The following is a 21541-nucleotide window of genomic DNA, read 5'->3' as shown; positions in this document are numbered from 1 at the left end:
TCAGCTCGCCTTCAGGACGCCGCGCGCGATCTGGTCGGCCTCGATCGACTCGAAAAGCGCCTTGAAGTTGCCCTCGCCGAAACCGTCGTCGCCCTTCCGCTGGATGAACTCGAAGAAGATCGGGCCGATCACCGTCTTCGAGAAGATCTGGAGCAGGATCTTCGTCTCGCCGCCGTCCACCACGCCCTCGCCGTCGATCAGGACGCCGTGCTTGGCCATCCGCTCGACCGGCTCCTCGTGGCCCGCAACGCGCGTGTGGCTCATCTCGTAGTAGCTCATCGGCGGTTTCGGCATGAAGCGCAGCCCGCGGTCGTGGATCGCATCGGTTGCGGCGTAGATGTCCTCGGTCCCGACGGCGATATGCTGGATCCCCTCGCCCTTGTAGCGGCGCAGGTATTCGACGATCTGCCCGGTCTCGCCGCGATCCTCGTTGATCGGGATGCGGATGCGCCCGCAGGGCGAGGTCAGCGCGCGGGAATAGAGGCCGGTGAACTTGCCCTGGATGTCGAAGAAGCGGATCTCGCGGAAGTTGAACAGCCGCCCGTAGAAATCGAACCACTTGTCCATGTTGCCCTTGTGGACGTTGTGGGTCAGGTGGTCGAGGTAGTAGAACCCCACCCCCTCGGGCTTGGACTTCTGCAGCCAGTCGAATTCCTCGTTGTAGGGCGAGGTTTCGTAGTAGCGGTCGATGAAATAGATCAGCGACCCGCCAATGCCCTTGATCGCAGGCACGTTCATGGTCTTGTCGTCGCCCTCGTAGGGCTCGGCGCCCATGGCGACGGCATGGCGGAAGGCGTGGTCCGCATCGACGACGCGCCAGCCCATCGCGGGGGCGCAGGGCCCATGTTCGGCGACGAAGCGGGCGGCGAAACTTCCCGGTTCGGCGTTCAGGACATAGGTGATGTCGCCCTGCTGCCAAAGCTCGATCGCCTTCGTCCGGTGGCGGGCGACAAGCTCATAGCCCATGCGGGCGAAAATCTGCCGCAGCTCATCGGGCTCGGGATGGGCGAACTCGACGAATTCGAATCCGTCGGTGCCGGCGGGATTGGCCGCCGAGATCACCGATTTCGGGGCGGAATGCGGAAATGGACCCATGGGACAGACCTCCTGTGCGCGCTGACGACAGGGTAACGCGCAATTCACGCGAATATTGCGCGTATGTAATGAAAATTTCATGGGACTGCGCGAAGTCCGCGCGCTAGAGTGCAAACAAATGCAAAATTCACGCATCTCCCTGGATGAGACGGATTCGCGTCTCCTCGCCGCCCTGCAGCGCGATGCGCACCTGACCGCGCAGGAACTGGGCGAGGCGCTGAACCTCTCGGCCAGCCAGGCCGGCCGGCGGCGGCAGCGGCTCGAATCCGAGGGGCTCATCACCGGCTATGCCGCCCGGCTTGACCCGGCCCGGCTGGGGCTGACGGTGCAGGCCTTCGTGCAGGTGCAGATGGCGCGGCACGGGACCGAAACCGCCGCCGCCTTCTCCCGCCTCGTCGCGACGCGGAGCGAGGTCATATCGGCCTGGACACTGACCGGAGAGGCCGACTATCTGCTGCGCGTCTATTGCGAGGATCTGGCCGCGCTCAACCGCCTCATCCATCAGGTGCTGCTGACGCACCCGTCGGTGGCGCGGGTGCAAAGCCAGATCGTGATGGACCAGTTCAAGCCCGACGCCCCCCTGCCTGTCTGAGAGTTCGATGGAAGGTTTCCTGTTCCAGGCCACGCTCTACCTGATCACCATGGTGGTCGCGGTCCCCTTCGCCTCGCGGCTGGGGCTCGGGTCGGTGCTGGGCTACCTGGCTGCGGGCATCCTGATCGGACCGGTCCTGGGCCTTGTCGGGTCGGAGACGCAGGACCTTCAGCACTTCGCCGAATTCGGCGTGGTGATGATGCTGTTCCTGATCGGGCTGGAGCTTGAGCCGCGCGCGCTCTGGGCAATGCGCAGTCGGCTCCTGGGTCTGGGCGGCCTGCAGATCGTGCTGACCGCGGTCCTGGTGACTGCGGGCCTTGTGGCCTTCGACTACGACCTGCGCATCGCGATAGCGGTCGGGGTCACCCTGTCGCTGTCCTCGACCGCGATCGTGTTGCAGACGCTCTCGGAAAAGAAGCTGATGCAGACCGCGGGCGGGCGGAATGCCTTCGCGGTTCTCCTCATGCAGGACATCGCGGTCATCCCCATCCTTGCCCTTCTGCCGCTCCTGGCCCTGCCCGGCGCGCGCGCCATCGCACAGGCCGAAAGCGGCGGGGACCATGCCGCGATCAGCCTGATCGAAAGCCTGCCGGCCTGGGGCGTGACGCTTGTCACCCTCGGCGCGGTGGTGGCGACGGTCGCGGGCGGCCATTACCTCGTCCGCCCGCTCTACCGCTACGTCCACGCCGCCCGCCTGCGCGAGGTGCACACGGCCTTCGCGCTGATGATCGTCGCCTCCATCGCCTCGCTGATGCTGATGGTCGGGCTTTCCCCCGCGCTCGGCACCTTCCTTGCGGGCGTGGTCCTGGCCAACTCCGAGTTCCGGCACGAGCTTGAAAGCGACGTCGCCCCCTTCAAGGGACTGCTGCTGGGGCTTTTCTTCATCACCGTCGGCGCGGGGATCGACTTCGGCGTTCTCTTCGGCAAGCCGCTGACGATCATCGGGATGACGGTCGCGCTGATGCTGGCCAAGGGCGTTGTCCTCTTCCTCCTCTCGCTCGTCTTCCGCATCCGCGGGCGCAACCGCTGGCTCTTCACGCTCGGGCTGGCACAGGCGGGGGAATTCGGCTTCGTGTTGGTGGCCTTCAGCCTGAAGCAGCGCATCATCGGGGCGGATCTGGCGCAGACGCTGCTTCTGGTCATCGCGCTGTCGATGCTGCTGACGCCGCTCTTCTTCATCCTCTACGACGTGCTCGGACGCCGGCTGGCGGACGAGACCACCCCGCTCAAGGCGGACGAGATCGACGATCACCAACCCATCATCATCGCCGGCGTCGGGCGTTACGGGCAGGTCGTCAACCGGATGGTGACCAGTTCCGGCTTCAAGACCACGGTCATCGACCATGACCTGAAGACGATCCAGCTTCTGCGGCACTTCGGCTTCAAGGGCTATGTCGGCGACCCGACCCGGCCGGAACTGCTCAAGGCCGCGGGGCTCGATACCGCGCGCGTCCTGGTGGCCTGCCTCGACGACCGGGACGCGAACATCCAGATCGTCCGCTACGCCCGCAGGCAGCGCCCGGACCTGCACATCATCGCCCGCGCCCGCGACCGCGAACATGTCTACGAACTGTATCGCGCGGGGGCCGACGACATCGTCCGGGAACACTTCGACTCAAGCCTGAGGATGGGCCGATATGTTCTTGAGAACATGGGGCTTTCCGAATACGAGGCGCATGAACTTCAGGCCCTGTTCTACAAGCTCGACCGCGAGGCGGTCCGCGATCTCGCGGAACTGTGGAAACCCGGCGTGCCGAACGAAAGGAACCCGGAATACGTGGCCCGCGCCAAGGTTTTGAACCGCGATCTTGAAGCGACGCTGATGGCAAAGTTCGCCAAGGCGCGCGAACGCCGGACCGATCAGGAGCATCCCGAAAGCGAATGAAAAACGCGGCCCGCCCGGGGCCGCGTTCGGGGCAATATCAGGCTGCGATCAGGCCGCGCGCGACAGAAGGACGTCGTCCACCTTCTTCTGCGCGCCCGCCTCGTCGACGCCGGACACGGCGGCAACTTCGCGGGTCAGCCGCTCAAGCGCGGCTTCGTAAAGCTGACGCTCGGAATAGGACTGTTCGCGCTGGTCGTCGGTGCGGTGCAGGTCGCGCACCACCTCGGCGATCGACAGAAGGTCGCCGGAGTTGATCTTCTGCTCGTACTCCTGGGCGCGGCGCGACCACATGGCCCGCTTCACCTTCGCCTTGCCCTTCAGCGTCTCGAGCGCCTTGGTGACGACATCGGGCGTCGACAGCTGGCGCATCCCGATCTCGGTCGCCTTGTGCGTGGGCACGCGCAGCGTCATCTTGTCCTTCTCGAACGAGATCACGAAAAGTTCGAGCTTGAGGCCCGCGATTTCCTGCTCCTCGATCGAGATGATCCGGCCCACGCCATGCGCGGGATAGACAACGAAATCATCGGGCCGAAAATCGCTCTTCCTGGTCTTGGTCATGCAGTCATTCCTCGCAAAGGATCCCGCCTCGGTCGACAAATCCGTTCCGGCAGGCGGGTCGGATCAGGGCGTGGCTGTGGCGGTCAAAAAAACCTCCGCAGATCAGGTGTTCTGCGGGGCTTGGGGCATCCTCGATCTATTGTCACAGCAGTATAACAGAAAAAACCCCCCGAAAAAAGGGGATGCCACCCGGTAAAGGCCGGAAAGCGACGGTCATATTGTCGCTTCCAGACCTGCCCGAACCTCGAATCGGTTGGCTGATTCGGCGGCTCAGTCGCCGCTGCCGGCCGCTTCGGAGAAGTACTTGTCGCGCTTGCCCGGCTCACCGTCGCGCGCCTCGGCCTCGGGCAAGGGATCCTTGCGCTGGGTGATGACGGGCCACATTTCCGAGTACTTGCGATTGAACTCCACCCAGTCGTCCATGTCGGGCTCGGTGTCGGGCCGGATCGCGTCGGCGGGGCATTCGGGTTCGCAGACGCCGCAATCGATGCATTCATCCGGGTGGATGACCAGCATGTTCTCGCCTTCGTAGAAGCAGTCCACCGGACAGACCTCGACGCAGTCGGTGTACTTGCAGGCGATGCAGTTGTCGGTGACGACATAGGTCATGGCCGGACCCCGGGCTTGGAATTCAGTCGCTACCTAGCCCCAAGCCGGGGATCATTCAAGACCGCGCGCGCCGGAAAGACCGCCCTTCCCCGGAAGTGCCGCCGCAAGGGAAATCAGTCCGCGCCTTCAGGGCCCCCGGCCGCCGGAAGTTCGCCCAGATCGGCGTAAAGGAGACGCGCCTCGGCCGCCGGGCCGCGGCGGGTGCCGGGGGCGATCATCCGCACGACACGGACCTCGCCGCCCTGGGCAAACGTCAGCACGTCGCCGGGGCCGACGTCATGGGCGGGTTTCGAAATGCGCTGCCCGTTCACCCGCACCGCGCCCGCGGCCACGCGATCGGCCGCCAGCGTCCGGCTCTTGAAGAAGCGCGCCTGCCAGAGCCACTTGTCGATGCGGATGCGCCCGGCCTCCGCCATCGCTCAGATCTTGTCGCGCAGCCCCATGAGAGCCGCGGCAAACGGGTTGTCGGGGTCGATGCGGTCGTTCTTCTGCGGCCGGGACTCGAAGCTGCGGGGCTTGTCGTCGCGCCGCGCGTCCTTGTCGCGGTTGTGCGGCTTGCCCTTGCCGGGCTTGCCGCCGCGGTCGCCGTGACGGTCGCCGCCGCGGGCGGACTTGTCCTTGTCGCCCCGCTCTCCGCCCCGTTCCCCGCCCTTGCCGCCGTCATGCCGCGCGGGCTTCTCGGGACGTGGGCCGCGTTCGCCCTGCTGGTCCGCGCGGGGCTCGCCCCGCCGTTCCGGGCGCGGGTGGCGCGGGGCGCGCTGCTTCGGCGCCCAGGTGAAGGTGAAGAACACCTCGGTCTCGGTCACCGTCTGCATCGCCGCCTCGCCTTCTGGGATGGGGTTCGCCCCCTCTCCCTCGGCGGGCGCCGCAACCTCGGTGCGCACCTTCTCGCGTTCGCCGCGCTCGCCCTTGTAGCCGAGCCCCGCCATCAGGTCGGCGAACTGTTCAAGCGTCATGCCGGTGATCGACAGCATGTCGGCCGTCGCCTCGAAGCCCGCGCGGCTGTCCTGCGTGCGCAGGAGGTCGGCCAGCCGCTCCAGCATGTCGATGCGGATCGCCCGCGCGCCCGCGGGGTGATAACCCGAGAGCGTGTAGTAGTCCTTCGGCACGTCGGGCAGGTTCGGGATGGTCACGAGGCCCGGCGGAGGGCTTTCGGGAAACTCGTCGAGCCCGCGGGCAAGCGAGGACAGGACCAGCCGCAGCCGCGTCGGCGCGGGCTTCAGCAGCGCGGGCTGGAAGATCGTGTACTGGCCGAACCGAACGCCGTGCTTGCGCAACGCACCGCGCGCCTCCTGGTCGAGCGACTTGACGTCCTCGGCCACGGTCTCTCGCGGGAGAACGCCCAGGTTCTCGACCAGCCGGAAGGCGAAGCCGCGGGCAAGCCCGGTCAGCGCCTCGTCGCGGCTGAGGTTGAGAAGCGGCTCGAACTGCGTGGCCACCTTCCGGTCGATGAAATGCTGAAGCCTGCGGCGCACCTTTTCGGCGACGTCAAAGCCCGCCTCCTCGTCCACGAAGGGCTCGACCTGGGGCTTCATCGCGTCCGCGCCCTTGACGAGCTTGCCGACCGCGTGCGTGCCCCACATGAGGCCACCCTGCTCGGTGAAGTCCAGCTCGGTGTCGGGCGCGTTGTAGAAGCGGTCCGCGCGCAGATGAAACTCGGGCCGGAGCGATTCGTAGGCCGCCTGTCGCAGCGTCTTCGCCTCGTCTGGCGTGGCGGACGCGTCCTGGCGGAAACGGAACCCTTCCAACCGGCCGACGAACTCGCCCTCGACCGTCACCTCGCCCTTGTCGTTCACCTCGGCCACAAGGCTCTCCTTCTGCTTGAGCCGGCGGAGAAGAACGGATGTCCGCCGGTCCACAAATCGCTGTGTCAGCGCGCCGTGCAGCGCATCCGACAGGCGGTCTTCTACAGCGCGCGTCTCGCCGCGCCAATGGGATTCATCATCGACCCAGCCCGAGCGTTGCGCGATGTAGGTCCATGTCCGGACATAGGCGAGGCGTTTCGACAGCGTGTCGATGTCGCCCTGCGTCCGGTCGATGCGCGCGATCTGCTGGGCCAGCCAGTCCGAGGGGACATGCCCCTGGTCCTGCAGGAAGCCGAAGATCCGGTCGAGAAGCGAGACATGCTCGCCCGACGAAATGGAGCGGAAATCAGGGATGCGGCAGACGTCCCAGAGGAGCCGGACATCGCGCGGCCCCTGCACGCGGCGGCGGATGTCGGGCAGGTCGGCAAGCGCCTTGAACGCGCGCAGGTCGTCCGCCTCGCGCCCGCGCACCAGCCATTCGTTCGCGGGCGCGGCCTCGAGCGCGGCGATGAGTCGGTCGGCGGTGCCGAAGTCAAGGTCGGGGTTGCGCCACTGCAGACGGTCGATGGGGCGGAAGCGGTGGTTTTCCAGCGCCTCGACAAGGTCTTCGTCGAAGGGCCGCGCCTCGCCGGTGACGCCGAAGGTGCCGGGCTGCATGTAGCGCCCGGCGCGACCGGCGATCTGGCCCATCTCATGCGGGAAAAGCGACCGCATCCGGTGGCCGTCGAACTTGGCCGTGGCGGAAAAGGCCACGTGGCCGATGTCGAGGTTCAGCCCCATGCCGATGGCGTCGGTGGCGACGATGAAATCCACGTCGCCGTTCTGGTAAAGCGCCACCTGGGCGTTGCGGGTGCGCGGGCTGAGCGCCCCCATGACGACCGCGCAGCCGCCCCTCTGGCGGCGGATCAGTTCGGCGATGGCATACAGATTTTCAACAGAAAAGCTGATCAGGGCCGATCTTGCGGGCAGGCGGCTTATCTTTTTCGAACCTGTATAGCTCAGCGCCGAAAACCGCTCGCGGCGCAGGAACTGCGCCTTCGGCACCAGCGCCGCGATCGCCGGGCGCATGGTTTCCGATCCCAGCAGCAGCGTCTCGTGCAGGCCCCGCGCCCTGAGCAGGCGGTCGGTGAAGATGTGGCCGCGCTCGGGGTCGGCGCAAAGCTGGATCTCGTCCACGGCGACGAAGTCCGCGCCGATCTCCTGCGGCATCGCCTCGGTCGTGCAGACCCAGTACTGCGCGCGTTCGGGGACGATGCGCTCCTCGCCGGTCACGAGGGCGACGACCGACGGGCCGCGCAGCGCCACGATGCGGTCGTAGACCTCGCGCGCAAGCAGGCGCAGCGGCAGGCCGATCACGCCGGTCCGGTGCGCCAGCATCCGTTCGATGGCATAATGCGTCTTGCCGGTGTTGGTCGGCCCGAGGACCGCCGCGATCCTCGCCTGCGCGTTCATCTGGGCCACTCCTAAAGCTCGGTGCCCGAGCTTTCCTGCTCAAGTCGGTCGAGCGCCTGCCTTATCCCGTCCTGGTGCGGATGTATAGCAAGCGAGGCCGCATAGGCGCGTTGTGCCTGATCCGTCTTGCCGCTCGCCTCGAGGATCATGCCAAGTCCGGCAAGCGCCCCGAAGTGGCGCGGGTTGAGGGCCAGCGCATGCTGGATGTCCACCAGCGAGGGCCCGAAGTAGCCGGCGTGGAAATAGGCGGTGGCGCGCGCGTTCCAGCCTTCGGCAAATTCGGGCGCCTGGTCGATCAGCGCGGTCAGATGCTCGATCGCGGCGGGGAAATCGCCAATGGCCAGTGCGTCCTGCCCGCGCTGAAGCAGCAGATCCATCGCCGGCGACCCGGATTTCGACCATTCGCGCAGGATGTCGGCCTGCGCGCGCGGCCAGTCGGCATTCTCGGGATCGGCGAGTTCCGCATAAAGCCGGTCCATGTCCGCGTCCTGCGCCGCAAGCGGGCCGGCGACCATCAACAAGACGGTAACTGCCGTAGCGATAGGTTTGAGAATTGGCCGAAGATTGCGCATAACGTGAATGTAATCGAACCGCGCCGGAAATCGAGTGCCCCGGCAGTCACAATTGGAGGAACGGATGAGCGAAGTAATCAACGCCGCGGTCGAGGCGCTGAACGGCAAGCTGGGCGGCGGCTTTTCGGGCGTCGCGAAGTTCGTGATCGAGGGTGAGGGCGCGATCATGGTCGACGGCACCGGCGCCCGCGCGGGCGACGAGGCCGCCGACGTCACCCTGACCGCCAGCGCCGAGACATTCCGGGGGATGCTGGCCGGCGACGTGAATCCGACCGCCGCCTTCATGACCGGCAAGCTGTCGGTCGATGGCGACATGGGCCTTGCCATGCAGCTGGGCGCCGCACTGGCCTGAAGAAAGGGGCCCGAGGATGGAGGCCGCACCGCTTTTTGCCGATGTCGCCCGCGCGCCTGAGGGGGCGCGGACGGTCTGGACCCGGGCGCAGGACGGAGTCCGCCTGCGCCTGGCCTACTGGGCGGGCGGCGCGAAGGGGACGGTGCTGATCTTTCCCGGCCGCACCGAATACATCGAGAAATACGGGCCCGCGATCGCGCGCCTGACGGCGGCGGGCCATGCCTGCCTTGTCATCGACTGGCGCGGACAGGGCCTGTCGGACCGGATCATCGCCGACCCGATGAGCGGGCATGTCCATGAATTCGTGGACTATCAGTCGGACGTGGCGGCGCTGCTCCATCTGGCCGCGACCCTCGATGCACCGGGGCCCTACCACCTTCTCGCCCATTCCATGGGCGGTTGCATCGGCCTCAGGGCGCTGCACGCGGGCCTGCCGGTGCGTTCGGCGGCGCTGACCGCGCCGATGTGGGGCATCCGAATCCACCCCGCGCTCCGACCCACGGCCTGGGCGCTGACCACGGCCGCGCGCACCGTCCGGCAGGGCCACCGCTATGCGCCCGGCACCTCGTCCGCGGCCTATGTGCTGGCGGCGCCGTTCGAGGACAATTTCCTCACCCGCGACCGGACGATGTGGGAATTCATGCGCACCCAGGCGCGGACGCATCCCGAACTGGGCCTGGGCGGGCCGTCGCTGCACTGGCTGAACGAGGCGCTGGCCGAAACCCGGCTGCTGCGCGCCCGGCCGGCCCCCGCCGTTCCCTGCTACGCCGCCGTCGGCACGCGGGAACGGATCGTCGACCCGGTGGCAATCGATTCGCTGATGGGCACCTGGCCGGGCGGGCGGCTCGATCTCTTTTCGGGCGCGGAGCACGAGATCCTGATGGAACTGCCCGAGGTGCGCGACACCTTCCTTGACCGCGCGCTGGCGCTTTTCGCCGAGAGCGGCGGCTGACGGGCTCAGGGCAGAAGCACGATCTTGGTGAAGCCTTCGCGCAGCGCGGCCGACCACGCCTCGCTCATGGCGCGGAAATCGTCGTCGCCCGCCTCGATCCGGCGCACATGGCTGACGCGGCAGGCGTCGCGCTCGATGATGGCAAGGTCGAGCGGCATCCCCACCGAAAGGTTGGACCGGAGCGTCGAGTCCATCGACAGCAGCACCGCCTTCTGCCCGTCGGCAAGCGAGGTTTCGGGCCGCACGATCCGGTCGAGGATGGGCTTGCCGTACTTGTGTTCGCCGATCTGGAGAAAGGGCGTGTCCTCGGTCGCCTCGATGAAGTTGCCTTCGGGATAGATCAGGAACATCCGCATCACCCCGCCCCGCCGCTGGCCCGCGACGATCATCGAGGCCTGCCCGAAGCTGCCGTTGGTGTGAAGCCGGCGGTCCATCGCCTCGCGCACGGACCAGAGCGTGGCGCCGATCATCTCCGCCACCTTGAGGAGCGAGGGGGCCAGCAGGATCGAGGTGTCGGCCGTCGCCTCGGGGTCCTCGATCGCCTCCTGCAGGCGCGCGATGGTGGCCTGCGTCACCGACAGGCTGCCCGCTGTAAGGATGACGATCACGCGTTCGTCCGGCACCTCGAAGCGGAACATCTTGCGGTAGGAGGAGATGTGATCGATCCCGGCGTTGGTGCGGGTGTCGGACAGAAGCACCATGCCCTCGTTCAGCAACAACCCCACCGCATAGGTCATGTTCGCCCCCCCTTTCGTCCGGACGCGCCACACTAGGGCGGCGGCCGCCGGGCCGCAACCGGGGTGCGGAAATCTCCTGCCCGCCCTTGCGGTTGCCGGTGCGGATGATCATTGTCGGGGCGCGATGACCGAAGGAGAGACCGATGCCGATCCGCCTGCCCCGCCCCGTCTTCGACGCCAACGCCGCCGCCGGAGGGCTGGGCGACCTGCCGGAATGGGACCTGAGCGATCTTTACGCCGCCCCCGACGCGCCCGAGGTGAAGCGCGACCTGGACTGGCTTGAGGGGGCCTGCGCCGTTTTCGCGGCCGATTACGAGGGCAAGCTGGCCACGCTCGACGGTGCTGCCATGCTCGACTGCATCCGACGTTACGAGCGGATCGAGGCGGTCGCGGGTCGGCTCATGTCCTATGCGGGGCTGCGTTATTACCAGAACACCGTGGACGCGGGCCGTGCCAAGTTCATGTCGGACTGCCAGGACCGCATCACCACGATGACCACGCCGCTGGTGTTCTTCAGCCTCGAGTTCAACCGGATCGAAGACGCGCGCTACGCCGAGGTCTTCGCCGCCTCGCCCGAGATCGCGCGCTACAAGCCGGTCTTCGACCGCATGCGCGCGATGAAGCCGCATCAGCTCTCGGACGAGCTGGAGCGGTTCCTGCACGACCAGTCGTCGGTCGGCGCCTCGGCCTGGAACAAGCTTTTCGACGAGACGCTGGCGGGGCTGACCTTCACGCCCGAGGGGACGGCGGAGCCGCTGAACCTCGAGGCGACGCTGAACCTTCTGTCCGAGCAGGAGCGCCCCCGGCGCGAGGCCGGCGCACGCGCGTTGGCCGAGGTGTTCGGCCGCAACGTCAAGCTGTTCGCCCGCGTCCACAACACGCTGGCGAAGGACAAGGAGATCGAGGACCGCTGGCGCAAGATGCCCAGCGCGCAGCATGCCCGGCACCTGTCGAACCATGTCGAACCCGAGGTGGTCGAGGCGCTGAGGAATGCCGTGGTCGCCGCCTATCCGAAGCTTTCGCACCGCTACTATCGCCTCAAGGCGAAGTGGATGGGGCTGGAAAAGCTCCAGGTCTGGGACCGCAACGCCCCCCTGCCGATCGAGGAAAAGAAGATCGTCGGCTGGGACGAGGCGCGGGAAACGGTGATGCAGGCCTATGCGGGCTTCGCGCCCGAGATGGCCAAGCTGGCCGAGCCCTTCTTCGACCGGGGCTGGATCGACGCGGGCGTGAAGCCCGGCAAGGCGCCCGGCGCCTTCGCCCACCCGACCGTGACCGAGGTGCATCCCTACGTGATGCTCAACTACCTCGGCAAGCCGCGCGACGTGATGACGCTGGCGCACGAGCTTGGCCACGGCGTCCATCAGCGGCTCGCCGCGCCGCAGGGCGAGATGCTGGCCTCCACCCCCCTGACGGTCGCCGAAACCGCAAGCGTCTTCGGCGAGATGCTGACGTTCCGCAAGCTGCTGGCGCAGGCGAAGATGCCTGCCGAGCGCAAGGTGCTGCTGGCCGGCAAGGTCGAGGACATGATCAACACGGTCGTCCGCCAGATCGCCTTCTACGACTTCGAATGCAAGCTGCATGCCGCCCGGCGCGAGGGCGAGCTGACGCCCGAGGACATCGGCCGGCTCTGGATGAGCGTGCAGGGCGAAAGCCTGGGCGACGCGTTCGAGTTCATGGACGGCTATGAGACGTTCTGGGCCTACATCCCGCACTTCGTCCATTCGCCCTTCTACGTCTACGCCTATGCCTTCGGCGACGGGTTGGTGAACGCGCTTTATGCGGTCTACGAGGAAGGGTTGCCGGACTTCCAGGCGAAGTATTTCGACATGCTGAAGGCAGGCGGGTCCAAGCACCACAAGGAGTTGCTGGCCCCCTTCGGTCTGGATGCCAGCGACCCGAAGTTCTGGGACAAGGGCCTGAGCATGATCGCCGGAATGATCGACGAGCTGGAGGCGATGGAAGGGTGAGACCTGGCCGGGCGGCGGCGCCCGGCACATCCGCCACGTGGCGGACACTTACCTCAGCCGGTATTGCTCCAGGTCCGCGGGAAGTGTCGGCCGTTCCTGAAGCACGACAGTCGCCTCCATCTGCTCACCCTCGCGCTGCCATGTCACCGTCACCTCCTGTCCGACCGTCAGGCCCCTGACCAGTTGCAGGGTCGAGGCCAGGTCCGTGACGCGGACGCCATCGACGTGGGTGATGATGTCACCGCCGATAAGGTATTGCGTCCCGCCCCAGATCACCGGCCAATCGCCGCCTTGCAGACCGGCGCGATCCGCGGCGCTTCCGGGTTCGACCGTTTCGACGAGGAAGCCCGAACTGTCGATCCACTGCTCGAACGGCACCCCGAGGATCATGAGGATGGGTGGCGTCACCATCTTGCCCTAAAGCCCGTGCCAAGCGCGCGCAACCGCACCGTTTTCGGCAAGTTCGCCCAGCACCGGGGCAAGAACCTCTCCGGGGATAGCAAAGCCCACGTTGTCCGCCGTCTCGCCGTGTATGGATCGGCTGACCATGCCCAGAACGCGACCGCAATCGTCAAGAAGCGGCCCGCCCGAGTTTCCGGGGTTGACCGCCGCGTCGGTCTGGATCATCGGGCTCAGCCAATCCCAGGTTGTCCGCGGAATGACGCGTCCGGTGCCGGCGACGATGCCCTCGGAGATGCTCTTGCCGAGGCCAAGCGGGAACCCGATGGTGAACGCCTGCTGACCGACGCTGAGCATGTCCGCCCCGACGATCTCGAGGCCCTGCCTTTCGTCCGGGGCGAAAGCCCGCTCAAGCAGCGCGATATCCAGAAGCGGGTCGCTGCCCACCACCATCGCATCCCAGGCGCCTTCTTCATCATAGATGATGACGTTCTGGGCATCGGCGACGACGTGATAGTTGGTCGCAACCCTGCCGTCCTGCAGATAGAAGCCGGACCCGAAACTCGGCAGAACGCGCCCCGCGACGCGAAACCGGTCTATCGTCAACGAAAACACCTCAACGACCGAAGGTGCTGCGCGTTCATAGACCTCTTGCGCCGAAAGACCACAGTGCGACGCCTCGGCAGAAGCCGCAGCGCCCTGAAACCCGGCCAGAGCCAGCGCCAAGGCAAGACAGATCGCTGGATTTCCCGACATGAGCAGATCCCCCCGCAAACCCTTGGCTTTTATCACTCGCAAAGCGGGCAAGCGTCCTTGATCGACGTCAAATCAGGTGGCCCGACGGTCCGCGTCCGGCGCGGTCCCCAATCTCAGGCCCGCACCCCGCCCGGCGAGAGGCGGCCGACGTCATACCCCGTCGCGGCGATGCGGGCGAGGACGTCGTCGATCATGTCGGGGGCGCCCGCGTTCACGCAGTTGAGCTTGAGGAACCAGTAAAGGTAGGCTGCGAAGGGCCATGGGGTAAGCCGCGCCCGGGCGATGGCGGCGTCGAGGTCGAACGCCTCGCGCACCGTCACCGCCGCGTGGTGGAAATCGGAGGGGCCGCACAGGACCGACGGAACACGGTGCATCAGGCTTTCGAGCCCGACGGCCGAGTTGATCGTGACCGTTACGCGCGCGGCGGACAGGATGTCGTGGATATTGGCCTGCGTCACCTGCACGCGCGGGTCGCCTGCGGCCCGGTTGACCAGCGCCGCCGTCTCCGGGCTGTCGTCGCGCGGATGCGGCTTGATCAGGATGGGCGAGGTATCGTGGCGCGCCAGCAGCGCGTCGATCATCGCGGCGCGTCCGACATGGGCGCCGGCGTCGGCATCGCCCTTCTGCAGGAATACGGCGATGGCGCCCTTCGGGAATGCCTCCGCCGCGCCGGGCTGCGGATAGCGCGACACCCTTTCCCCGATCCGGCGGCGGCGAAGCCCGTTGAAGAACGCCTGCGCCGCGACGGGGTCGACGGTGGCGGGATCGAAGGCCTTCGCCCCGATCGAGGAGTGCCGGCGCACGCCTTGCGGATCCAGATACCAGAACGGCGCGATATAGGCCGAGGCGGTGTTGAGCACGCGCGGATGGCGAAAATCGCCGTGGTTGACGATGTGGAAATCCTCGTCGCCGGCGATCCGGTCCAGGAAGCCCTGCCGTTCGAGGGCGTCGACGCGCACGCGCAGACGCCGCGCCTCAAGCCCCTCGCGCAGCTTGTGGAAATAGGGCGCGATGTGTTCCTGTCCGAGAAGGAGCGCAACCGGAAGGTGAAGAACAATACCTGGCCTCGACATGCCGCGACACTAGCAGGAAACGCGCCACGATCAACGCGCGCCCGCAGCCCCGCCGTTCAGGCGACCAGAACGCTTTCCAGATGCCCTGCCAGATCGGCAAGCGGCACCTTGACCAGATCCTTGGCCAGTTCGGCAGACACCGCCGCGCGCGGGCCCGAACCGATCCTGGTTCTCAGCACGCCCAGCATCTTCGGCGGCGCGACGAGGATCAGCCGGTCGGGCGAAAGCTCGCGCCACTCCTGCTCCAACGCCTCCGACAAGTGCCGGGCGAAGCGGTCGCGCCCCATCTCGTCGGCGGTGGCGCCGGCTTCGTAGCCGTGCCGTCCCGCGGCTCCGCCGGAACCCCGGCCGGGCCGGTCGTCGTAGGTGATCGTATCCTCTGCGAACTGTGCGACGGACAGCACCGCGCACTCGCTCAACCCCTTGCCCACGCCTTCGTTCAGGACGAAGCGCGCGTTCTCGTCATCGGCGACGACGACAAGCGTGCGAACAGGTCTCATGGCCATTCTCCCCACTGCTACCGAAAAGAATGATACAGCCTTGACCCGGCGGCAACCTTGATCCGCCTCAATACCCGAGCGTCATTTCGCCCTCGAATACCCGGTCGATCATCGCCTGCGTCCCCCGCGCATCCTCGAGCGACCAGGGATAGGCGGCGCCGTCGCGGATGCGGCGCCCGAACGCCTCGACCTGGTTGCGGTACTGGCGCGCGCCGGGGAAGCGTTCGACGTGATCGGGCTGGCCGGGGCGAAACATGTGCACCCGCGCCTCGCCGAAAAGGCCGGCGTTGAAGGGCGCGGTCAGGCGGATCAGGCCCGCCTCGCCCTGGAAGACCACCTCCTGCCGGGCGGGCAGGCGCATCGAGGTCATCGCCGTGTAGGTGAAGCGGCCGCCGGGACCCTCCATGTCTGCGACAACCTGCGCGAAGACGTCGACGCCGTTTTCCCGCACGATGCGTGACCGCAGCGCCACCGGCTCCCCCCCCGTCACCCAGCGGACCGAACCATAGGCGTAGACGCCGATGTCGGGGATCGAGCCGCCGCCGGTTTCGGGGCGGTTGCGGATGTTGCCGGGGTCGGCGCGGTTGTCGTAGCTGAAGGCGGCGTCGGCGTGCAGGATGCGCCCGATCGCGCCCTCGGCCACCAGTTGCTGCGTCCGCTGCCACTGCGGATGATGGACGATCATGTAGGCCTCGGTCGCAAAAAGACCGGTCCGGTCGCGCAGCGCGATCAGCGGGTCGATCTCGGCCGCGCGAAGCGCGATCGGCTTTTCGGTCAGCACATGCTTGCCCGCCTCCATCGCCTTCCGGGTCCATTCGACGTGCAGGTGATTGGGCAGCGGGATGTAGACCGCGTCCACCCCGGGGTCGGCCAGAAGCGCCTCATAGCTCGCGTGCACCTTCAGGTCGGGGCAGAAGGCGCGAAACCCCTCGGCCTTCGCGGGGTCGGAGGTGGCGAGCGCCAGAAGGCGCGCGCCCTCGGCCTCATGGATGGCGCGCGCCATGTGCTCGCGCGCGAATTTCGCCGCGCCGAGGATACCCCAGTTGACCGTTTTCATGACCGCCTCCGCTGAACCCGGCGGCAGGTTAGGCGGCTTTGACCGTTAGCGCAATCGCCGCCCTAGCCGGCGCCGGTGCCGCGCCCCTGTCGCCACTGCCAGAACGCGACGACAAGGCCCGCGAGATAAAGGACATCGAGCGTGAACAGCGTGACCCAGGGGTAGGTCACCAGCGCGGCGAAGACCGCGATGACGGCGACAAGGACGTAGCGCGCGTGATCCGCCCGGACCTTCGCCGCCTTGAGCGAGGGGGTCGGCAGGCGGCTGATCATCAGCCCGGCGACGACGAACATGTAGGCGCTGATCGCCTCTCGCGGGATGACCGGCCAGCCGGGGACGGCCTTGGTGGCGAAGATCGGGAACAGCACCAGAAGCGCCCCGGCCGGCGCGGGCACCCCGGTGAAGAACCGCTTGTCGCCGCCCTCGGCGGTCTTGATCCCGACGTTGAAGCGCGCCAGCCGCATGACGCAGCAGATGGCGTAGACGAGAACCGCGATCCAGCCGGCGCCGCGCGGCTCGCTCAGCGTCCAGGCGTAGAGCGTCAGCGCCGGGGCAACGCCGAAGTTGAGGAAATCGGCCAGCGAATCCAGTTCCGCCCCGAGGTCGCTTTCGCTTTTCAGCGCGCGGGCCAGGCGGCCGTCGATCCCGTCCAGCACCGCGGCCAGCACGATCAGCGCGACCGCGTATTCGATGCTGCCCTGGAAGGCAAAGCGGATCGCGGTCAGCCCCGCGCAGATCGCCGTCAGCGTCACGAGGTTCGGGATCAGCTGGAACAGCGGCAGTTCGGTCTTCTGCGACCGGGGCGCGCGGGCCATGCGCTCAGTCCCGCCGCTGGCCGCCGGGGCGCGCGGCGCCGGTCAGGTCGGCGATCACCGTTTCCCCCGCAATCATGGTCTGGCCCAGCGCCACCAGCGGCTCCACCCCCTCCGGCAAGTAGACGTCCACGCGCGATCCGAAGCGGATCAGCCCGAAACGTTCGCCCACGTCCAGCCGCCGCCCCTTCTCGACAAAGCAGACGATGCGGCGCGCGACCAGCCCCGCGATCTGCACGAAGGCAACGGTGCGGCCGTCCGCCATCTCGATCGCAAGGCTCATCCGTTCGTTGTCCTCGCTCGCCTTGTCGAGCGAGGCGTTGAGGAACTTGCCCGGCCGGTAGGCCACGGCCGAGACGGTGCCCGGCACCGGCGCGCGGTTCACATGGCAGTTGAACACGTTCATGAAGACCGACACCCGCAGGAGCGGCACCGCGGGCAACCCAAGTTCGGCCGGCGGCACCGCCGGCTCGATCAGCGACACGACGCCGTCGGCGGGGCTGACCACCAGCCCCTCACTGAGCGGCACGACGCGGACGGGGTCGCGGAAGAAGTAGTAGCACCAGACGGTCAGGCCGAGCCCGATCCAGCCCAGCGGTTGCCAGATCAGCCACAGCACGACCGTGGCGGCTGCGAAGGCGGCGACGAACTTGCGCCCCTCGGGGTGCATCGGTTTGATCACCGTGCCGATCATCGTCATCTTGGCTCTCCGCGTCGGTTCCTGCCCAAAGGTGCATACCCGCAGCGCGGGCGATGTCAACCGCGGGGTCGCGCGGCGGCCGTCGCGGCAAGGCGCGCTCAGGTCGCGATCAGCGCCGCCACCCGCGCGTTGAAGTCATCGCCGCGCTGCTCGAAATCCTTGTACTGGTCGAAGCTTGCGGCCGCCGGCGCCAGAAGCACGGTCTCGCCCGGCTCTGCCTCCGCCGCCGCGCGGGCCACCGCGCGTTCCATTGTCTCGCAGATCTCGTGCGGCAGATCGCCAAGCTGCAGCGCGAAGTCGCGCGCGGAATGGCCGATCAGATAGGCCTTGACGACCGAGCCGAGATGGGGCGCCAGCGCGGCGATGCCGCCTTCCTTGCCGAGGCCGCCCGCGATCCAGCGGATGCGGTCGAAGGCCTGAAGCGCCTTGGCCGCGCTGTCGGCGTTGGTGGCCTTGCTGTCGTTGACGAAACGCACGCCGCCCCGTTCGCCCACGGTCTGGGACCGGTGCGGCAGGCCCCGGAACGAGGCCAGCGCCTCCTCTATCACGCGCGGCGCAAGGCCCAGCGCGCGCGCCGCGGCATAGGCCGCGCAGGCGTTCTGGTGGTTGTGCGCGCCCGGCAGCCCCGGCATCGCGCGCAGGTCGATCGACGCCACCTGCCGCCCCTTGCGCCATTCGGCAAGGAACCCCTTGCGCGCGAAGACCGACCAGCCCGGCCCGTCGAGCTTCTGGCCCGAGGAGATGCGGATCACCCGGTCGTCGGCCGCGCCCTGCGCCATCTGGTTGGCGAGGAAGCGGCCCTCCACCTCGTCCACGCCGATCACCGCGCGGTCGGGGGCACCTTCCGCGAACAGCCGCCGCTTGGCCGCGAAATAGCCGCCCATGCCGCCGTGACGGTCGAGGTGGTCGGGCGAAAGGTTGGTGAAGACGGCGACATCGGGGGTCAGCGCGCGGGCAAGGTCGGTCTGGTAGGACGACAGCTCCAGCACCACCACATCGCCGTCCTGCGGCGGGTCGATGTCGAAGACGCCGCGGCCGATGTTGCCCGCCATCTGCGTCGGACGGCCCGCCGCCTGAAGGATGTGGTGGATCAGCGCGGTTGTCGTCGACTTCCCGTTCGACCCGGTCACGGCGACCACACGCGGCGCCACCGCCATGTCGTCCCAGTCCGGGGTCGCGAACGAGCGGAAGAAAAGACCGATGTCGTTGTCGACCGGCACGCCCGCCGCCATCGCGCGGGCGATCAGGCGGTTCGGCTCTGGGTACAGATGCGGGATGCCCGGAGACACCACCAGGGCCGCGACATCGTCCCAGGCGGCGCCCCGCGTCAGGTCGAAAAGCGTGAAGCCCGCGGCCTCGGCCCGCGCGCGCGCCTCGGGGCTGTCGTCCCACAAAAGCGGCTCGGCCCCGCCCGCGGCAAGCGCGCGCGCGACGGCAAGGCCCGACCGGCCCAGCCCCAGCACCGCCACGCGGGCCCCCGCATATCCGCCGACCGGAATCATCGCATCCCCCGGAAAATCCCCGCCGCGACATTGCCCCGAGCCCGCAGCGGGGGCAAGCCGGGCCTTTCCCCGCACTGTTAGCGCCAAACGTGGCAGGCTGTCGCAACCTCTTTCTGCAGGTGCAAAATTTGCGCAACATTCTTGTGAGAGGGGCAGCCCGACGATAATCATTTCACGACCGCGCAGGCGGGCATCGAGGAGGAGGCGACCCCCGTGAGCTATCAGGAAACCTACGCCCGCTGGAAGTCCGACCCGGAGGCTTTCTGGATGGAGGCCGCCGAGGCGATCGACTGGGTCGAGAAGCCCAGCCGCGCCCTGTTCGCCGAGCGAGCGCCGATCTACGAATGGTTCGCGGATGCGAAGGTCAACACCTGCTGGAACGCGGTCGACCGCCATGTCGAGGCCGGGCGCGGCAACCAGCTGGCCATCATCCACGACAGCCCGATCACCCATTCGACCAAGGGCATCACCTACCGCGAACTGCGCGACCGCGTCGCCTCGCTTGCCGGGGCGCTGCGCGCCAAGGGGATCGAGAAGGGCGACCGCGTCATCATCTACATGCCGATGGTGCCCGAGGCGCTGGAGGCGATGCTGGCCTGCGCCCGCCTCGGCGCGATCCATTCCGTCGTCTTCGGCGGCTTTGCCGCGCATGAGCTTGCGGTCAGGATCGACGACGCGAAGCCGAAGGCGATCATCGCGGCGTCCTGCGGGCTCGAACCGGGGCGGGTCGTCCACTACAAGCCGCTGGTCGACGCCGCGATCGAGCAGGCAAGCCACAAGCCGCTCTTCACCGTCATCTTCCAGCGCGAGCAGGAAGTGGCCAAGCTGATCGAGGGGCGCGACTTCGCCTGGCATTCGTTCCAGTACGGGGTACAGCCGGCCGAATGCGTGCCGGTCGAGGGCAACCACCCGGCCTATGTCCTTTACACCTCGGGCACGACCGGGGCGCCGAAGGGCGTGGTGCGGCCGACCGCGGGGCATCTCGTCGCGCTCAACTGGTCGATGCGGGCGGTCTACAACGTCGGCGCGGGCGATGTCTTCTGGGCGGCCTCGGACGTGGGCTGGGTCGTCGGCCACAGCTATATCTGCTACGGACCGCTGATCGCAGGCTGCACGACGATCGTCTTCGAGGGCAAGCCGGTGGGCACGCCGGACGCGGGCACCTTCTGGCGCGTGATCCAGAACCACAAGGTGAAGTCCTTCTTCACCGCGCCGACCGCGCTGCGTGCGATCAAGCGCGAGGATCCGCAGGGCAGGCTGATCGGGGACTACAACCTGAAAAGCCTGCAGGCGCTCTACCTCGCCGGCGAGCGTGCGGACCCCGACACGATCCAGTGGGCGCAACGGCACCTGAACGTGCCGGTGATCGACCACTGGTGGCAGACCGAGACAGGCTGGGCGATCGCCGCCAACCCGCTCGGGATCGAGGAACTGCCGGTCAAGATCGGCTCCCCCTCGGTGCCGATGCCGGGCTATGACGTGCAGGTCCTGGACGAGGGCGGCCACCCTGTCGCGCCCGGCACGCTTGGCGCCATCGCGGTGAAGCTGCCGCTGCCGCCCGGCACGCTGCCGACGCTGTGGAACGCCGAAGACCGCTTCCGCAAGTCCTACCTCAACCACTTCCCCGGCTATTACGAGACGGGCGATGCGGGCTACATCGACGCGGACGGATACCTCTACATCATGGCGCGCACCGATGACGTCATCAACGTCGCGGGCCATCGCCTGTCGACCGGCGCGATGGAGGAGGTGCTGGCGGGCCACCCGGATGTCGCCGAATGCGCCGTCATCGGCATCGCGGACGAGTTGAAGGGGCAGTTGCCGATGGGGTTCCTGTGCCTGAACAAGGGCACGAACCGCCCGCCGGAGGAGGTCGTCAAGGAATGCGTCGTGCGCGTGCGCGACCAGATCGGGCCGGTCGCGGCCTTCAAGCTTGCGACCGTCGTCGACCGGCTTCCGAAGACCCGTTCGGGCAAGATCCTGCGCGGCACGATGGTGAAGATCGCCGATGGCGAGTCCTACAAGATGCCGGCGACCATCGACGACCCGGCAATCCTTGACGAGATCGCCGAGGCATTGAAATCGCTGGGCTATCCGCGCGTCTGAGACCGCGAGCGACCGCTCGGGCGGGCCTCCGGCCCGCCCCTCTACCCGGTTGGAAAG

The 21541-nt window shown here is 67.6% G+C and carries 21 protein-coding genes; 6 read left to right on the top strand and 15 right to left on the bottom strand.

The window, feature by feature from the left end; translation table 11 throughout:
* Positions 1-1095, bottom strand: coding sequence for a 4-hydroxyphenylpyruvate dioxygenase (hppD, locus tag N5I32_RS00805; RefSeq protein ID WP_261493494.1), 1095 nt, complete (start codon positions 1093-1095; stop codon positions 1-3).
* Positions 1096-1213: 118 nt separating this feature from the next.
* Between hppD and N5I32_RS00800 the strand changes: the two genes are divergently transcribed.
* Positions 1214-1687, top strand: a complete 474-nt coding sequence (locus N5I32_RS00800; RefSeq protein WP_261493493.1) for an Lrp/AsnC family transcriptional regulator — start codon at positions 1214-1216, stop codon at positions 1685-1687.
* Positions 1688-1694: 7 nt separating this feature from the next.
* A complete protein-coding gene (locus N5I32_RS00795) occupies positions 1695-3572 on the top strand; it encodes a cation:proton antiporter domain-containing protein (RefSeq protein ID WP_261493492.1) in 1878 nt (625 codons plus the stop codon).
* 48 nt (positions 3573-3620) lie between these two features.
* On the opposite strand, the gene N5I32_RS00790 is transcribed toward N5I32_RS00795, so the two are convergent.
* From N5I32_RS00790 to N5I32_RS00770, 5 genes are all read right to left on the bottom strand, one after another.
* Complete coding sequence (locus N5I32_RS00790) at positions 3621-4130, bottom strand: CarD family transcriptional regulator (RefSeq protein ID WP_261493491.1); 510 nt, start codon at positions 4128-4130, stop codon at positions 3621-3623.
* Positions 4131-4400: 270 nt separating this feature from the next.
* Complete coding sequence (gene fdxA / locus N5I32_RS00785) at positions 4401-4739, bottom strand: ferredoxin FdxA (protein WP_261493490.1); 339 nt, start codon at positions 4737-4739, stop codon at positions 4401-4403.
* A gap of 113 nt (positions 4740-4852) precedes the next feature.
* Positions 4853-5155: an RNA-binding S4 domain-containing protein gene (locus tag N5I32_RS00780; RefSeq protein ID WP_369414211.1), complete on the bottom strand. Its 303-nt coding sequence runs from the start codon at positions 5153-5155 to the stop codon at positions 4853-4855.
* A gap of 3 nt (positions 5156-5158) precedes the next feature.
* Entirely contained in the window at positions 5159-7996 is a 2838-nt protein-coding gene (locus N5I32_RS00775; RefSeq protein ID WP_261493489.1) for a helicase-related protein, read from the bottom strand.
* An 11-nt stretch (positions 7997-8007) separates the two neighbouring features.
* Entirely contained in the window at positions 8008-8475 is a 468-nt protein-coding gene (locus tag N5I32_RS00770) for a tetratricopeptide repeat protein (RefSeq protein WP_261493488.1), read from the bottom strand.
* A gap of 157 nt (positions 8476-8632) precedes the next feature.
* Between N5I32_RS00770 and N5I32_RS00765 the strand changes: the two genes are divergently transcribed.
* Entirely contained in the window at positions 8633-8920 is a 288-nt protein-coding gene (locus N5I32_RS00765; protein ID WP_261493487.1) for an SCP2 sterol-binding domain-containing protein, read from the top strand.
* Between the two features lie 16 nt (positions 8921-8936).
* Entirely contained in the window at positions 8937-9872 is a 936-nt protein-coding gene (locus N5I32_RS00760) for an alpha/beta fold hydrolase (protein WP_261493486.1), read from the top strand.
* A 5-nt stretch (positions 9873-9877) separates the two neighbouring features.
* On the opposite strand, the gene N5I32_RS00755 is transcribed toward N5I32_RS00760, so the two are convergent.
* Positions 9878-10609, bottom strand: coding sequence for an Ntn hydrolase family protein (locus N5I32_RS00755; protein WP_261493485.1), 732 nt, complete (start codon positions 10607-10609; stop codon positions 9878-9880).
* Positions 10610-10752: 143 nt separating this feature from the next.
* Here N5I32_RS00755 and N5I32_RS00750 point away from each other — a divergent pair, with 143 nt between their 5' ends.
* Positions 10753-12579: a M3 family oligoendopeptidase gene (locus tag N5I32_RS00750; protein WP_261493484.1), complete on the top strand. Its 1827-nt coding sequence runs from the start codon at positions 10753-10755 to the stop codon at positions 12577-12579.
* Between the two features lie 48 nt (positions 12580-12627).
* On the opposite strand, the gene N5I32_RS00745 is transcribed toward N5I32_RS00750, so the two are convergent.
* From N5I32_RS00745 to murD, 8 genes are all read right to left on the bottom strand, one after another.
* On the bottom strand, positions 12628-12987 hold the full coding sequence (locus N5I32_RS00745) for a PDZ domain-containing protein (protein ID WP_261493483.1): 360 nt from the start codon (positions 12985-12987) through the stop codon (positions 12628-12630).
* Between the two features lie 9 nt (positions 12988-12996).
* Positions 12997-13734, bottom strand: a complete 738-nt coding sequence (locus N5I32_RS00740; protein ID WP_261493482.1) for a S1C family serine protease — start codon at positions 13732-13734, stop codon at positions 12997-12999.
* 113 nt (positions 13735-13847) lie between these two features.
* The gene (locus N5I32_RS00735; protein WP_261493481.1) at positions 13848-14807 is read right to left on the bottom strand and encodes a capsular polysaccharide export protein, LipB/KpsS family; all 960 of its coding nucleotides are present in this window, start codon (positions 14805-14807) and stop codon (positions 13848-13850) included.
* Positions 14808-14863: 56 nt separating this feature from the next.
* A complete protein-coding gene (locus N5I32_RS00730; protein ID WP_261493480.1) occupies positions 14864-15307 on the bottom strand; it encodes a host attachment protein in 444 nt (147 codons plus the stop codon).
* Positions 15308-15374: 67 nt separating this feature from the next.
* Positions 15375-16364: a Gfo/Idh/MocA family protein gene (locus N5I32_RS00725; RefSeq protein ID WP_261493479.1), complete on the bottom strand. Its 990-nt coding sequence runs from the start codon at positions 16362-16364 to the stop codon at positions 15375-15377.
* 62 nt (positions 16365-16426) lie between these two features.
* Positions 16427-17179, bottom strand: a complete 753-nt coding sequence (gene pssA, locus N5I32_RS00720) for a CDP-diacylglycerol--serine O-phosphatidyltransferase (protein ID WP_261493478.1) — start codon at positions 17177-17179, stop codon at positions 16427-16429.
* A 4-nt stretch (positions 17180-17183) separates the two neighbouring features.
* Positions 17184-17876: a phosphatidylserine decarboxylase gene (locus N5I32_RS00715; protein WP_261493477.1), complete on the bottom strand. Its 693-nt coding sequence runs from the start codon at positions 17874-17876 to the stop codon at positions 17184-17186.
* 98 nt (positions 17877-17974) lie between these two features.
* Entirely contained in the window at positions 17975-19378 is a 1404-nt protein-coding gene (gene murD / locus N5I32_RS00710; protein WP_261493476.1) for a UDP-N-acetylmuramoyl-L-alanine--D-glutamate ligase, read from the bottom strand.
* A 213-nt stretch (positions 19379-19591) separates the two neighbouring features.
* Here murD and prpE point away from each other — a divergent pair, with 213 nt between their 5' ends.
* A complete protein-coding gene (gene prpE / locus N5I32_RS00705; protein WP_261493475.1) occupies positions 19592-21484 on the top strand; it encodes a propionate-CoA ligase PrpE in 1893 nt (630 codons plus the stop codon).
* Positions 21485-21541 lie beyond the last annotated feature (57 nt).

This window comes from Albidovulum sediminis, assembly GCF_025380365.1.
In the GTDB taxonomy this organism is placed as follows: domain Bacteria; phylum Pseudomonadota; class Alphaproteobacteria; order Rhodobacterales; family Rhodobacteraceae; genus Albidovulum; species Albidovulum sediminis.
This window is presented reverse-complemented; position numbering and strand designations above follow the sequence as displayed.

What these genes read in the sequence shown, in the direction of transcription:
- hppD (WP_261493494.1), bottom strand. Translation starts at nt 1,095, where the DNA reads ATGGGTCCATTTCCGCATTCCGCCCCGAAATCGGTGATCTCGGCGGCC.
- N5I32_RS00755 (WP_261493485.1), bottom strand. Translation starts at nt 10,609, where the DNA reads ATGACCTATGCGGTGGGGTTGTTGCTGAACGAGGGCATGGTGCTTCTG.
- N5I32_RS00765 (WP_261493487.1), top strand. Translation starts at nt 8,633, where the DNA reads ATGAGCGAAGTAATCAACGCCGCGGTCGAGGCGCTGAACGGCAAGCTG.
- N5I32_RS00715 (WP_261493477.1), bottom strand. Translation starts at nt 17,876, where the DNA reads ATGACGATGATCGGCACGGTGATCAAACCGATGCACCCCGAGGGGCGC.
- N5I32_RS00730 (WP_261493480.1), bottom strand. Translation starts at nt 15,307, where the DNA reads ATGAGACCTGTTCGCACGCTTGTCGTCGTCGCCGATGACGAGAACGCG.
- N5I32_RS00770 (WP_261493488.1), bottom strand. Translation starts at nt 8,475, where the DNA reads ATGGACCGGCTTTATGCGGAACTCGCCGATCCCGAGAATGCCGACTGG.
- N5I32_RS00800 (WP_261493493.1), top strand. Translation starts at nt 1,214, where the DNA reads ATGCAAAATTCACGCATCTCCCTGGATGAGACGGATTCGCGTCTCCTC.
- N5I32_RS00725 (WP_261493479.1), bottom strand. Translation starts at nt 16,364, where the DNA reads ATGAAAACGGTCAACTGGGGTATCCTCGGCGCGGCGAAATTCGCGCGC.
- N5I32_RS00795 (WP_261493492.1), top strand. Translation starts at nt 1,695, where the DNA reads ATGGAAGGTTTCCTGTTCCAGGCCACGCTCTACCTGATCACCATGGTG.
- N5I32_RS00750 (WP_261493484.1), top strand. Translation starts at nt 10,753, where the DNA reads ATGCCGATCCGCCTGCCCCGCCCCGTCTTCGACGCCAACGCCGCCGCC.
- murD (WP_261493476.1), bottom strand. Translation starts at nt 19,378, where the DNA reads ATGATTCCGGTCGGCGGATATGCGGGGGCCCGCGTGGCGGTGCTGGGG.
- N5I32_RS00780 (WP_369414211.1), bottom strand. Translation starts at nt 5,155, where the DNA reads ATGGCGGAGGCCGGGCGCATCCGCATCGACAAGTGGCTCTGGCAGGCG.
- fdxA (WP_261493490.1), bottom strand. Translation starts at nt 4,739, where the DNA reads ATGACCTATGTCGTCACCGACAACTGCATCGCCTGCAAGTACACCGAC.
- N5I32_RS00735 (WP_261493481.1), bottom strand. Translation starts at nt 14,807, where the DNA reads ATGTCGAGGCCAGGTATTGTTCTTCACCTTCCGGTTGCGCTCCTTCTC.
- N5I32_RS00760 (WP_261493486.1), top strand. Translation starts at nt 8,937, where the DNA reads ATGGAGGCCGCACCGCTTTTTGCCGATGTCGCCCGCGCGCCTGAGGGG.
- N5I32_RS00775 (WP_261493489.1), bottom strand. Translation starts at nt 7,996, where the DNA reads ATGAACGCGCAGGCGAGGATCGCGGCGGTCCTCGGGCCGACCAACACC.
- N5I32_RS00790 (WP_261493491.1), bottom strand. Translation starts at nt 4,130, where the DNA reads ATGACCAAGACCAGGAAGAGCGATTTTCGGCCCGATGATTTCGTTGTC.
- N5I32_RS00740 (WP_261493482.1), bottom strand. Translation starts at nt 13,734, where the DNA reads ATGTCGGGAAATCCAGCGATCTGTCTTGCCTTGGCGCTGGCTCTGGCC.
- pssA (WP_261493478.1), bottom strand. Translation starts at nt 17,179, where the DNA reads ATGGCCCGCGCGCCCCGGTCGCAGAAGACCGAACTGCCGCTGTTCCAG.